This is a genomic window from Clostridium sp. 1001283B150225_161107_B6 (assembly GCF_015556325.1).
Classification (GTDB): Bacteria; Bacillota; Clostridia; order Lachnospirales; family Lachnospiraceae; genus Enterocloster.
Window position 1 is genome coordinate 41,624 of the sequence record NZ_JADNMD010000018.1, and the last position, 13,090, is coordinate 54,713.

General features: G+C 54.3%; 13 protein-coding genes. 12 read left to right on the forward strand and 1 reads right to left on the reverse strand.

Going from position 1 to position 13,090, the window contains the following annotated elements; genetic code table 11:
* Positions 1-11 precede the first annotated feature (11 nt).
* From I2H39_RS27035 to I2H39_RS27090, 12 genes are all read left to right on the forward strand, one after another.
* Complete coding sequence (locus tag I2H39_RS27035) at positions 12-371, forward strand: monovalent cation/H+ antiporter complex subunit F (protein ID WP_138306845.1); 360 nt, start codon at positions 12-14, stop codon at positions 369-371.
* A complete protein-coding gene (locus I2H39_RS27040; protein ID WP_207739854.1) occupies positions 368-691 on the forward strand; it encodes a monovalent cation/H(+) antiporter subunit G in 324 nt (107 codons plus the stop codon). The genes I2H39_RS27035 and I2H39_RS27040 overlap by 4 nt, the downstream gene beginning before the upstream one ends.
* The gene (locus tag I2H39_RS27045; RefSeq protein WP_138306846.1) at positions 678-929 is read left to right on the forward strand and encodes a hydrogenase subunit MbhD domain-containing protein; all 252 of its coding nucleotides are present in this window, start codon (positions 678-680) and stop codon (positions 927-929) included. The genes I2H39_RS27040 and I2H39_RS27045 overlap by 14 nt, the downstream gene beginning before the upstream one ends.
* Positions 922-1,917, forward strand: a complete 996-nt coding sequence (gene mbhE / locus I2H39_RS27050) for a hydrogen gas-evolving membrane-bound hydrogenase subunit E (protein ID WP_195627985.1) — start codon at positions 922-924, stop codon at positions 1,915-1,917. Before I2H39_RS27045 ends, mbhE begins: the two co-directional genes overlap by 8 nt.
* A gap of 2 nt (positions 1,918-1,919) precedes the next feature.
* On the forward strand, positions 1,920-2,300 hold the full coding sequence (locus tag I2H39_RS27055) for a cation:proton antiporter subunit C (protein ID WP_138306848.1): 381 nt from the start codon (positions 1,920-1,922) through the stop codon (positions 2,298-2,300).
* Positions 2,287-3,819 carry a proton-conducting transporter membrane subunit gene (locus tag I2H39_RS27060; RefSeq protein WP_195627986.1) on the forward strand — a complete coding sequence of 511 codons (1,533 nt, stop codon included), beginning with the start codon at positions 2,287-2,289 and terminating at the stop codon, positions 3,817-3,819. Before I2H39_RS27055 ends, I2H39_RS27060 begins: the two co-directional genes overlap by 14 nt.
* A gap of 44 nt (positions 3,820-3,863) precedes the next feature.
* Entirely contained in the window at positions 3,864-5,378 is a 1,515-nt protein-coding gene (locus tag I2H39_RS27065) for a proton-conducting transporter membrane subunit (RefSeq protein ID WP_195627987.1), read from the forward strand.
* Positions 5,379-5,392: 14 nt separating this feature from the next.
* Positions 5,393-6,865 (forward strand): proton-conducting transporter membrane subunit, encoded by a 1,473-nt coding sequence (locus I2H39_RS27070; protein WP_195627988.1) that lies wholly within the window; start codon positions 5,393-5,395, stop codon positions 6,863-6,865.
* A 23-nt stretch (positions 6,866-6,888) separates the two neighbouring features.
* Positions 6,889-8,898 carry a proton-conducting transporter membrane subunit gene (locus tag I2H39_RS27075; protein WP_195627989.1) on the forward strand — a complete coding sequence of 670 codons (2,010 nt, stop codon included), beginning with the start codon at positions 6,889-6,891 and terminating at the stop codon, positions 8,896-8,898.
* A gap of 172 nt (positions 8,899-9,070) precedes the next feature.
* The gene (locus I2H39_RS27080) at positions 9,071-9,499 is read left to right on the forward strand and encodes a type II toxin-antitoxin system PemK/MazF family toxin (protein ID WP_138306853.1); all 429 of its coding nucleotides are present in this window, start codon (positions 9,071-9,073) and stop codon (positions 9,497-9,499) included.
* Between the two features lie 252 nt (positions 9,500-9,751).
* Entirely contained in the window at positions 9,752-10,147 is a 396-nt protein-coding gene (locus I2H39_RS27085) for a DUF134 domain-containing protein (protein ID WP_138306854.1), read from the forward strand.
* Entirely contained in the window at positions 10,125-10,517 is a 393-nt protein-coding gene (locus tag I2H39_RS27090) for a NifB/NifX family molybdenum-iron cluster-binding protein (protein ID WP_138306855.1), read from the forward strand. Before I2H39_RS27085 ends, I2H39_RS27090 begins: the two co-directional genes overlap by 23 nt.
* A 293-nt stretch (positions 10,518-10,810) precedes the next feature.
* On the opposite strand, the gene I2H39_RS27095 is transcribed toward I2H39_RS27090, so the two are convergent.
* Positions 10,811-13,081: a glycoside hydrolase family 2 protein gene (locus I2H39_RS27095; RefSeq protein ID WP_195627990.1), complete on the reverse strand. Its 2,271-nt coding sequence runs from the start codon at positions 13,079-13,081 to the stop codon at positions 10,811-10,813.
* Positions 13,082-13,090: the final 9 nt, after the last annotated feature.

A 13,090-nucleotide genomic window follows, 5' to 3' on the forward strand; every position in this document is an offset into this window, starting at 1 on the left:
GAGGAAGGGATATGGGGGCATATATGGCGGCGGCAGAAGGGATGTTTACAGGCATCCTGATTCTGGCGGTCATTATACTCAGCGTCAATATGGTATTATGCCTTGTGCGGGCCGTGCTGGGGCCGCGCTTCTCTGACCGGCTCATTGCCATCAATATGATAGGGACCAAGACCGTTCTCATAATCGCCCTGCTGATAAAGGTATTCCATGAAGACTACCTGGTGGATATCTGCCTTATATACGCCCTCATCAGCTTCCTGTCCTTTGTGGTGCTGACAAAGCTGCTGGACCAGCGGATGAACCGGGGAAAGGGGAATGCGGGAGAGAAACATGCAGGAAGGGAATATGCAGGAAAGGGGGCAAAATCATGATACGTCTGGCTGCAGGCGGAGTTTTCATTATATTGGGAGTGTTTGTGCTGTGTGTGGCGACCTTTGGCATATTCCGGTTTGAATATGCACTGAACCGGATTCATGTGGCTGCCAAATGCGATACCCTGGGAAGCATGCTTATACTGGCCGGCTTAATGCTCTCCAACGGGTGGAGCATGGAATCAGCTAAAATCGGATTGATTCTCCTGTTTATCTGGATTGGCAATCCCGCTGCCTCCCACATGGTGGCCAGGGCAGAGGCCAGGAGCAATCCGGACCTTGGGAAGGAATGCGGGGTGTCTGAATATGAAGGTGGTTGAAATCATTCTCCTGCTGTTTCTCATGGCCTGTTCCCTAAGCGTGTTCCTGTGCAGGAACTTACTGGTGGCAGCCATCCTGTTCATGGCCAACAGCCTTATCATGAGCATCATCTGGGTGATTCTGCAGTCCCCGGACCTGGCCATTACAGAGGCTGCCGTGGGCGCAGGGGTCACGGGAATCCTTCTTTTTATCACACTGTATAAGGTAAACGGGTTAAGGGGGGAAGACAGTGAGTGAGAGCAGCGGTAAGCGCGGGCTGCGCGCATTTGTGGACTGGGTGGAGAACGGAGCGGACCGTGATGAGGAAGCGGTTGCGTCCGGTATGGCAGGCCATGATAAAGAAGCGGGTGCATATAGTCCGTCCGGCCGCAAAATGGCCTGGGGACAGACTGCGGAGAAGGCGGCGGTCCGGACTGCAAAGCGGACCATGGGGCGCAGGTTGGCGGAATTTACAGAGGAACATGCCCTGCGTGTGTTCGGCAGCGTCTACCGGGCCGTGGCACAGGTAATCTGCCTGGCAGGAATGGCAGTACTCCTTATGATGGTTTCCCATCTGCCTGCCTTTGGGGCAGCGGACAATCCTGCCAATAATGAGGTGGTTGGACGTTACCTGGAAAACGGCCTGGCCGAGACAGGGGCTGTGAATACGGTTGCAGGCATCATACTGGATTACCGGGCCTTTGATACATTTGGAGAATCAGTTGTGTTATTCCTGTCGGCTGCCAGCGTTATAGCGCTTATGCGGCGCAGACCTGCAGGCAGGCCCGCCGGGAAAACCGGCGGAGGCAAGGAGGGGGAGCAGGAAACAGACCGGGATATCATACTGGAACAGGTGGCCAGACTGCTGGTTCCCTTTATTCTCATGTTCGGCGTCTATGTGGTGCTCAACGGCCATCTGTCTCCGGGGGGCGGGTTCTCGGGAGGAACGGTTATGGGGGCGGGACTCATTCTGTATGCCAATGCATTTGGATACCAGCGGATTCACCGTTTGTTCAGCTTCAGGACCTTTACTGTGATGAGCAGCAGCGCTCTGATGGTATACGCCCTCTCCAAAGGCTATTCCTTTTTCATGGGGGCCAACCACCTGGAATCCGGCATTCCTTTGGGCAAACCGGGGGATATACTCAGTGCAGGGCTGATACTGCCCCTGGATATCTGCGTGGGACTGGTGGTGGCCGGGACCATGTACTGCTTTTATTCCCTGTTCCGGGAAGGGGAGGTGTGACGATGCAGGCACTTGTGACCAATTACTACGAGACAGCGGCCATGATTCTGTTTTCCATTGGATTTACCATGCTGCTGCTCCAGAAAAACCTGATTAAGAAGGCCATCGGGCTGAACATCATGGATATGTCCGTGTATCTGTTTCTGGCGGCCAAGGGGTACATAACCGGCGGCAGGGCGCCGATTGCAGACGGGAGGACAGCTGCGGAAGGCTTCATCAATCCCCTTCCCAGCGGCCTGGTGCTGACGGGAATCGTGGTGTCGGTCAGTGTGTCGGCCTTTCTCTTTTCGCTGATTCAGAGATTCCACCACTATTATAAAACCCTGGATTTGGACGACATGCTGTATGAAGGACAGGAGGACACAGACGGTGAGGCTGGTTGAGAACATTCCATTTTTCAGTATCTTCATCATGATGGCAGGAGGAATTGTGACACCCCTTCTGGGGGGCAAAAAAGGGGCCAGGATTCTCCACCTGGTTTTGGTGGGGACCGTGGCTGTGATGTCCGGCCTGCTGTTGGGATATACGTCTGACGGAACCCGTTTCTGCTTCATGATGGGACATTTTCCGGCGCCCTGGGGCAATGAGGTCAGGGCAGGCGCTCTGGAAGCGCTTATGAGCCTGGTTTTTTCCATTGTAATGTTCCTTACAGTGGCTGCCAATAAACGGTCACTGGAACATGACATACCTTCGGAGCGGGCCGGTCTGTACTATGTGATGATGAATCTCTTGTTCAGCTCCCTTCTGGCACTCATCTATACCAATGACCTTTTCACTGCTTATGTATTCATAGAAATCAATACCATTTCAGCCTGCGCCATTGTGTGCGCAAAGGAAAGCGGCGAGACAGTGGCGGCAGCCATACGCTATCTCATCATGAGCCTGGTGGGAAGCGGGCTCATCCTTATTTCCATTGCCCTTTTATACTGCCAGACAGGCCATCTCCTTATGGAGCCCATGGCAGGGGCGGTGAGGGAGCTGGCGCTGTCAGGAAAGGATTTGTTTCCCCTTAAAATGGCCCTGGTGATGATGACCTCGGGACTGGCGGTAAAAAGCGCCCTGTACCCTTTCAGTTCCTGGCTTCCCGGAGCCCATGCCAATGCAACGGCTGCATCCAGTTCTGTTTTGTCGGGTCTGGTCTTAAAGGGGTACATTATTCTGCTTCTCAAGGTGTATATGCGTATTATGGGAATGGACCTGATTATCCGGCTGCGGGTAAACGACCTGCTCTTTGTGTTTGGAATCCTGGCCATGGTCATTGGTTCCGTGAAGGCGCTGCAGCAGCACATGGTCAAGCGGGTCATTGCCTACTCCTCCATTGCCCAGATTGGATATATCTTCATGGGAATCGGCATGGGAACCATGGCTGGTCTGGCGGCGGCAGTACTCCATATGATTGTCCATGCAGTGACAAAACCCATGCTGTTTACAGCTGCAGGGGGACTTATGGACTGTTCCGGCCATCAAAGGGAGATAGCGGCCCTCAGGGGAAGTGCAAGGCGGAATCCGGCAGCCGGTATCGGACTTGTGGTAGGGAGCATGGCCATGATAGGAATTCCGTTTTTTTCAGGATTTATTTCCAAGATTTCCTTTGCAATGGCATCATTCCACGACCTGAACCGGGCTGTGGTGGTGCTGGGGGCCCTGGCTGTCAGTACGGTCCTTAATGCCATGTATTACATACCGCTTATCATCATCGTGTTTTCAGAACGCGGGCCGGAAAAAGCCGACTATGAGGCGGCGGGTCTGGTGGATGCGGCTGTGCCTGAGGTGGGGGAGCCTGTAAGGGATTTTCATTTTGCGGCGGCCATGGCATGTTTCATGGCCGGAAATGTGCTGATTGGAACATGCTACGGCCCTGTGGTACGGATGATAGAGACAGGGCTTGCCAATTTTGGGTAACCCCGGCAGCAGGGGAACCATTGGAAAAGGAGAGGACATAGGACATGAGAGAAATGTGGATGCTGGCGCCGGTGCTGTTTCCTGTAATTTCCGGCGCTGCCCTTTGGATATGGAATCCGGGGCGGACCAGGATGCGGGCAGCCGCAGCGGTCCTGTCCCTGGGGGAGGCGGTCTGTTCATGGCTTGCCATCCTGAACTGCATGGAAATGCGCCTGCCCCTGTGGAACATCGGGCCGGGCATGGAGCTGTGCTTTAAGCTGGACGGAATCGGGGCGCTGTTTTCCGGGCTGGCATCCCTTATATGGGTTCTGGTGGTTTTCTTTGCCTTTGAATACATGGAACACGAAACAGAAGAGGCGCGTTTTTTCGGCTGTCTCATCATGTCCCTGGGAGCCCTGACCGGAGTTGCCTATGCAGGGAATTTCGTTACCCTGTACCTGTTTTTTGAAATGATGACATTTTTCAGTGTTCCGCTGGTGTTCCATTCCAGGAAACGGGAAGCCCTCCGGGCGGGAATGGTATATCTGGCCTATTCCATGCTGGGCGCGTCCATTGCACTGGGAGGATACTTTTTTTTCCGCCGGTATGCCTTCGGAACGGACTTTAGGGCAGGCGGGATTTTGATGGGGGAGGCGGGGCCTGTTTTGCCGGCTGTTTTCTGTATGGCAGCCGGATTTTCCTGCAAGGCCGGGCTTATGCCCCTTCATCCATGGCTGCCCATCGCTCATCCGGTTGCGCCAGCGCCTGCCAGCGCCGTGTTGTCGGGCCTGATTACCAAGGCCGGGGTGGTGGCGGTTATCCGGGTGGTGTACCATATGGCCGGACCTGAAATCCTGCGGGGGACGTGGGTGCAGTATGTCCTGCTGTCCATGGCTGTTCTTACCATATTTACCGGTTCTATGCTGGCTTATAAAGAAAAGAAACTGAAGAAGCGTCTGGCCTGTTCCTCCTTCAGTCAGGTGTCCTATGTGCTGTTCGGCGTATTCCTGCTGTCCATGGAGGGATTGTATGGTTCTTTGCTCCAGATGGTGTTCCACGCCCTGGCAAAGAACGCCCTGTTCCTCTGCGCCGGAGCTGTCATCTGCAAGACGGGCTGCACCAGGATAAAGGACCTGAAGGGAATGGGAAGGCGGATGCCGTCTGTAATGGTATGTTTCGCGTTGGCGTCCCTGTCCCTGGTGGGAATTCCGCCGGCAGGAGGCTTTCTGGCCAAATGGCATCTGGCTGTGGGGGCCATGAGGGCAGGGGCGGGCCTGTTCGTCTGGCTGGGTCCTGTGGTGCTTATGGTCAGCGCCCTCCTGACAGCCGGGTATCTGTTTCCGGTCATTGTGGAGGCATTTTTTCCGGGCAGGGATTGGCAGGATTCGGCCAAACCGAAAGCAGATAAACCAGAAGCAGGCAAATGGGGAGAGGGCGGATGGAGCGGTGCCGGTGCTGTGACGGTATCCCTGTTTATGGGGATGCCTCTGGGTGTGCTGGGGATATCTCTGCTGGTGCTTGGCGCTGTCGGGAATCCTGTGTTTGAATGTCTCAGGGGCATTGCCTCTGCAATGGTATGAAAGGAGGGATGGGTGTGAATCCGTATTATCTGCTGGCGCCGGTGCTTCTTCCCATAGTGACTGGCGCAGCTGTACTTGGACTGCGTCCCCAGGAGCGCTGGAAACGGGAGGTGCTGGTTATGGGAGGAATCCTTTCTGCCTCGGTGCTGATTGGGGTGCTGGTGGCAAAGGGGCCAGTGCAGCCGTTGGTATTGTACCGTTTTGGCAGCAGGATGAACATATCATTGGGACTGGACGGCCTGTCCGGGGTATTTGCCTGTCTCATTGCAGTTCTGTGGCCGCTGACCACCCTTTACTCCTTTGAGTACATGAAGCATGAGGGAAAGGAAAATAAGTTTTTCGGATATTTTTCCATTACATATGGAGTGGTGGCAGGGGTGGCGCTGTCACACAGCCTCATTACCCTGTACTTTTTCTATGAGCTCATGACCCTGGCCACCCTGCCACTGGTCATGCACGCCATGGATACCAGGGCCATTTATGCGGGCAAGAAATACCTGCTTCTGTCCATGGCAGGAGCCGCCATGGTGTTTGTCAGCATTATCAGCCTTCATGAATACGGAGCCACCCTGGATTTTACCTGGGGCGGCGTGATTCCCCAGGGGCTGTCCCATGAGGAAAGGCGTCACCTGTACGGTGCATTTATCCTGGCCTTCTTTGGTTTTGGGGTAAAGGCGGCGGTGGTTCCGTTCCACAGCTGGCTTCCGGCTGCATCGGTGGCCCCCACTCCTGTATCTGCCCTTCTGCATGCAGTGGCGGTGGTAAAGGGAGGCGTGTTTGCGCTGATGCGGGTGGTGTACTGGTGCTTCGGGGCCGGATTCCTCATAGGCACAAAGGTTCAGGCAGCGGTTCTGTGCACCTGCTGCATTACCATTCTCTATGGCTCCCTAAGGGCTCTTTGCACACAGCATTTGAAGCGCAGGCTGGCCTATTCCACGGTCAGCCAGCTGTCCTACATCCTTATGGGAGTCATGCTCATGACTCCGGCGGGGCTGTCCGCAGGGCTGACCCACATGGTATGCCACGCCCTGATGAAGATTACCCTGTTCTTCTGTGCAGGCGCCATCCTGTACAAGGGGGGACGGGAGTATGTGTATGAGCTGCGGGGCGCAGGAAGGGCTATGCCGGTCACCATGACCTGCTTTACCCTGGCCGGATTGGGGCTGGTGGGGGTTCCGCTCTTTGCAGGCTTTGTGAGCAAGTTTATGCTCGGGTCGGCTGCGGCCGGCGCTGGGGGAATGGGTGTGCTGGGAGTGGCAGCGCTGATTATATCCGCCTTTTTCACCCTGTTTTATATGGTACTCATCATAGGGGCGGCCTGGTTTCCGGCAGAGGGGAAGGAGGACCCCCATTGGAACAACCGATGTGACCCTAACTGGAACATGAAGCTTCCGCTGGTTGTCATCACTGCCATGAGCATGGTGCTGGGCCTGTGGTCAGGTCCGCTGATTCATGTGTTTGACCGGATTGCGGCAGGAGGACTGTAGGAAGAACGGAGGAGGTAGCGGGAATGGAAGGAAATGTATGGCTGTTTGGGGCTGTGGCCTGGCCTTTTCTGGCAGCATTTTTAAGCCTTTTGGCAGGAAAAGAAGAACGGCACAGGGATGTTTTTGCATCGGCTGCCATGGTTATTGAGTTTACAGGTATGCTCTGCCTTTATCCGGGGAACCGTGCGGCAGCTTTTTCATGGGCCGGATTTTGTGAGATGGGGATATGGCTGAGAGCGGATGGATTCAGATGGCTGTACGGCACCATCGCAGCCTTCATGTGGATGATGACCACCCTGTTTTCCATGGAATATTTTGCACATCACGGCAACCGCGGGAGATACTGCCTTTTTTCCCTCTTAACCTGCGGGGCAGCCATGGGGGTGTTCCTGTCCGACAGTCTGTTCACACTGTTCCTGTTTTTTGAGATAATGGGCCTTACCTCTTTCGTCATGGTCATACAGGAGGAAACGGAGGCAGCGGGAAGGGCTGCCAGGACATATCTGGCCATAGCGGTTATAGGGGGCCTGTGCGCACTGTTTGGCATATTCATGATTGCGGCCGGTACAGGAACGCTTTCCATGGATAGCCTGGAACAGTTCCGGAACATGACAGGCGGAACATGGCCCCTGTATCTGGCAGGAGGACTGCTGCTTACCGGATTCGGGGCAAAGGCGGGAATGTATCCGCTGCATGTATGGCTGCCCAATGCCCATCCGGCTGCGCCTGCGCCTGCCAGCGCGCTTCTGTCGGGCATCCTGACCAAAACAGGTGTGTTCGGAATTCTGGTGGTTACCGTGACCATGTTCCGGCATAACCCGGTCTGGGGAATGGTCCTTTTACTGCCGGGGGCAGTGACCATGGTGCTGGGAGCCGTACTGGCCGTGTTTTCCATTGATTTAAAACGTACCCTGGCCTGTTCCTCCATGTCCCAGATTGGATTTATCCTTACGGGCTGCGCCATGCAGTGCCTTACGGGGGAGGAGAACGGGCTGGCTGTGAGCGGAACCGTGCTGCATATGGTGAACCACTCCATGATTAAGCTGGTGCTGTTCATGGCAGCGGGCTGCATCTATATGAACCTGCACAAGCTGGATTTAAATGAGATACGGGGATATGGCAGGAATAAACCGTTCCTGATGTTGGTTTTTGCCATGGGTGCCTATGGCCTATGCGGTATTCCGCTGTGGAACGGATATGTGAGCAAGACGCTGCTGCATGAGAGCATTGTGGAGTATATGGAGATGCTGGGCAGACAGGGGGCCGGTGTCCGGCCTTTTCAGGTGCTGGAATGGGCCTTTCTCCTGGCAGGCGGTCTTACGGTTGCCTATATGGCAAAACTGTTTGCAGCCATTTTCCTGGAAAGGGCGCAGCCGGGCCTGGAGATGGATGGACGGGAAAGGGGGCATGGAGACGGCAGGGAGCATGGAGACGGAGAGGACCGTGCAGCCGGCCGGAAGTACGCGGGCACGGCTGCCTGCTTTGCACTGGGAGGGTCTGCGCTCCTCCTTCCGCTTATGGGAATGGCTCCCCACCGGATTATGGACAGGATGGCAGACATCAGCCGCCCGTTTTTAAGGGGAGCAGAGGTCCCGCATCCGGTGGAGTATTTTTCAGCAGCCAATCTCAGGGGCGCCTGCATCAGTATTTCAATCGGAATTCTGGTGTATGTGCTGGTTATCCGCAGGTATCTCATGGAGACAGGGGAGGACGGCGCCAGGGTCTATGTGGACAAATGGCCCTCATGGCTGAACCTGGAGGACAGGATATACCGTCCTCTGGTCCTTACCATCCTGCCGTTTTTGGGAGCTCTGGCGGCCAGATGCGCCAACGCGGTCTGCGAGGGCCCGCTTCCATTGTTTATGAAAAAGCCGGAAAGGAACCAGGTGGTGGTGCCGGGAGAGTCCAGCCGCTTCTTCAGGCAGGCCCAGGATGTAAGGCTTCTGCACATGATTTACTCCAGCATGGGATATGGATTCATGATGCTGGGAGCAGGGCTTATACTGATGACAGCGTATGTGCTGTTTTTATGAGATATTGTGTATATGGAATCCTGCGGTTGAAGGAAGGGGAACCGCCAGTGCCTGTCTGGATGGCATACGCTGTTAAATATCAAAAAGGTTGTCCCTTATATGATTAATTACCTCAGAGATGGTGATACTCTCCATTAGAAAACACCATGAATGAATCAGTGAGGTAATGATTATGTATAGAGAGAATAAGAACATGAACCAGACCGTGCACCAGACCATCCTGAGAGGGGATTTATATTACGCGGACCTGTCGCCGGTAGTGGGTTCTGAGCAGGGAGGCATCCGGCCCGTGCTGGTTATCCAGAATGATGTGGGGAATAAATACAGCCCAACCGTAATCGTGGCAGCCATCACCAGCCGTTCAACCAAGGCAGCCATCCCCACCCATGTGTGTATACGCAGGATGCGCGGCGGCTTAAAGCAGGATTCCACTGTACTGGCAGAACAGATTCGCACCATTGACCGGAACCGTTTGAAGGAGTACATAGGACATCTGGATTCCGGGCAGATGGCGGGAATTGAGCAGGCCATGGTGACCAGCCTGGGGCTGGGACACCTGATGGGAAGCCTGGGACAGGTTTTCCTGCCGTCGTACTCATAGGAGGGCTTTGCAAAGTCAAAGCCCGCGGACAAGGAAAGAATCATAACAGGGCGGTTTTCTGAATACATTGTATGGTCAGAAGGCGGCCCTGTTATATTGGATGGGGGAAATGGTTTTGTTTTACAGGAGCCGTATACATGAAGCTGTATCTTGTGATAAATAAGATGGAAAATCAATATTGACATATGTCACAAACTGCCTTATAATTATTGACATAAGTCAAAAATGAAACAGCGGATAAGGAGAAGGCATATGGCGCGACCGTACAAAGCCAGAAGAATCTGTTCCGTGCCCACCATAGACACATTCGGCCCTTTGGACCGGGAGCTGGACAGCGTGGTGGAGCTCACGTTGGAGGAGTATGAAACCATCCGGCTCATTGACTGGCTGGACTGCACCCAGGAAGAGTGCGCAGGCCAGATGGGGGTGGCCAGGACCACGGTCCAGGCCGTGTATAATTCAGCCAGGAAAAAGCTGGCTGACTGCCTGGTCAATGGAAGAAGGCTGGAAATCCGGGGCGGCAATTACTGGCTGTGCCCGGACGGAGGGAACTGCTGCGGGAAGAACTGCGGGAAACGCGGGTGCCGGAGACGCCGCTGTAATAACAAACCAGGAGGAGATTGTAATGAAGATTGCGGTAACATATGAAAACGGACAGGTATTCCAGCATTTTGGCCATACAGAGGAGTTCAAGGTGTACGACACAGAGGATAAGAAAATCCTGTCCTCTCAGGTAGTGGGAACCGGCGGAAGCGGCCACGAAGCCCTGGCTGTGTTTTTAAAGAACCTTGGGGTAAAGGTGCTGATTTGCGGAGGAATCGGCGGCGGCGCCAGGACAGCTCTGGCTCAGGCCGGAATCGAACTGTATCCGGGCGCATCCGGGGACGCGGACCAGGCAGTGGAAGCCCTGCTGAACGGAAACCTGGATTATGACCCGAATACCATGTGCAACCATCACCATGAGGGCGGGGAACATAACTGCCATGGTCACGGGCATAGCTGCGGGGAGCATAACTAATAGAAGTGAACAGGCCAGTATATGGATTGTTATAATAAACCATATACTGGTTTTTTTGTGCTTAAATGCAGAAGTCTTGAGAATATGGCCTTGCATGCGGCGTTGACGGTTCGCCAAGTATTATCAGGAATGGAACCCAGCTGGTATGTGGCCAGGGGATGCCGCGGTATATGGAAGAATGCCGCACTAGATAAAGGGATTTGAATCAGGATTTAATGATAGTATTATAGGGGCCCGCATGGACACGGTATGATAAGCCGTGCCCATGCGGGCCTTACATATGGAATAACCTTTTAACCTACCGATATATCAGACTTTACCACATCTATCTTCACACATTTCTTCTCCAGCGGTGTTTCTGACAGCTGGATGTCAAGTTCTGCAGTTTCTGCATTTCCGGAGAAACGCTGGGGATTTGTTTTAACCCAGAAAGCAGCGTAGCCGCCCCTTACCGGAATCACTGCAGGTCCGATTATCTGGATGGGACCTCTTGCCTGCACCTGGATGACGCCGGGGAAATACACCAGGGTAGTGGAAGCCTGGTCCGCAACCCTGCATACCACACGGGTGGTATCTGTATAATCTCCATACAGCTGCGTATCGTCGGCAGTGACTTCCAGAGTGCTTAAGCAGGAATCACGCAGGAATTTCTTTTCGATGACAGCCTTTCCCTTGTAATAGCCGGTGATTTTCCCATCCTGCCACAAATCCTGCCATACGCCGATTTCCTCCTGGATTTCAATGGGCGGATGGTCCAGGCCCATATAACGGTTGTCGGGATAATAGCGGACAGGGGCCTTTCCGTACATCTCCACCTCAATGTAATCGCAGTTGGTAAGCACCATGAAGGGGGACACCAGCCGGTTGCCCTTGTTATCACCTCTGGAGAATTCCGTGGTGGGCTCCATCACGATTTCCTGCTCCGGGTCCTTCTGGCTGCGCAGCACATAGGCAGCGTATTTCGGGATGCGGAACATGTCCATGACGCCGTGGTAGCAGATTTTGTCGCCTGAACCGTAATCAGCATGCGTATTATAGTCAAAGGCGCACCATCCAATGATGCCCATCAGGTCCCTGGACAGGTTTGAATGGCTGTATACCCTGGCATAGGCCCTGGCATGGGTGGTGCGTTTGTCCGCGCTGTCCCAGAGCTTGGTGGGAAACGCTGTCCCGGAGAATTCGGTAATCATGAAGGGAACCGGGTATTCCAGGCCGGTGGCTTCCTGACGGCCCTTGAACAGCTTTGTGCCGTCCGGGTCGCAGTCCGAGTAGGTGAAATCATTTAATGAGTACACATCCTCCAGAAGATGGCTGTTGGTGATATAGCGCACGCCGGTGGTGGGGCGCGAGGAATCCAGCTTATGGGCCAGGGCATTGGCCCTGGTATACAGTTCATCGTCGTCCAGGGATTCGTTGATATGTATGCTCCAGATGAAGATGCCGGGGTGGTTGTACTGGGTCAGAATCATGGATTCCACATCCTGCATCATGACCCTTTTAAATTCCTCCCCGCCAATGTGGCCCCAGCCGGGTATCTCTGAAAACACCAGCAGACCAATCTCATCGCAGCGGTCCAGAAAATACTCGGACTGCATATAATGGGAGGTGCGGACCGTGTTGGCATTGAGGTAATCCTTCAGGATGTCGGCGTCCTTTTCCTGGGCCCGCCTGCCCATGGCATAGCCCACATAGGGGAAGGACTGGTGGCGGTTCAGCCCCATTATCTTGATTTTCCTGTTGTTGATGAAAAGCCCGTCCGGTGTGCAGGCAACGGTGCGGAAGCCTGTTCTCACATGGTGGCTGTCCAGTACCTGGCCCTCAGATTCCAGGGTTATATCAACCGTGTAGAGGTAAGGGTTGTCCGGGTCCCAGAGAATTGGGGACGGGATACACTGGGGCTCCAGGGTAACGCTGGTTCTGCCTGGTGCGGCGTTAACGGGGCGTTTGTAGGAGGAGACAACACCTCCCTCCCTGTCCCTCAGACAGATGTCAGCCGTGCAGGAGCATTCCGGGCCATTGTTATCCAGGAACAGTTCGGGTTTCAGGATAACGGTTTTGTCCTCCAGGTCATAGCGGATTAAGGCGCGTTCCACAAATACGCGGCTGCAGCTGTAGAGCCACACATCCCGGTAAACCCCGCCGTAGGTCATGTAATCAATGGCATATCCAAAGGGAGGGATGTCCGGGCGTTCATGGCTGTCCACCCGCAGTACAATCCGGTTAACGCCCTCTGTGCATGAGCCGGTAATGTCAAACATGCTTTTTGAGTAGCCGCCCTTGTGCTCCCCTGCCTTTTGGCCATTGACAAAGAGCTCGAAATAGGTCATGACACCGTCAAAAACCAGAATGATTCGCTTTTCCAGCATTTGGGGGGTAACAGGGAGCGTTTTCACATAAGTGCTTATCATGGCTGTCTCCTGATGGCTGAAGTAGCTCAGGGGCAGTTCCTTTACCGTGTGGGGCAGGTTCACATCTGCGAAACAGCCGGAATCCTCTGTCAGGAGGCTTTCCTCAAAATAGTCGTAAAATTTCCAGTTCAGGTTCCATAAAACAGGTCTGTCCATAATTCATCT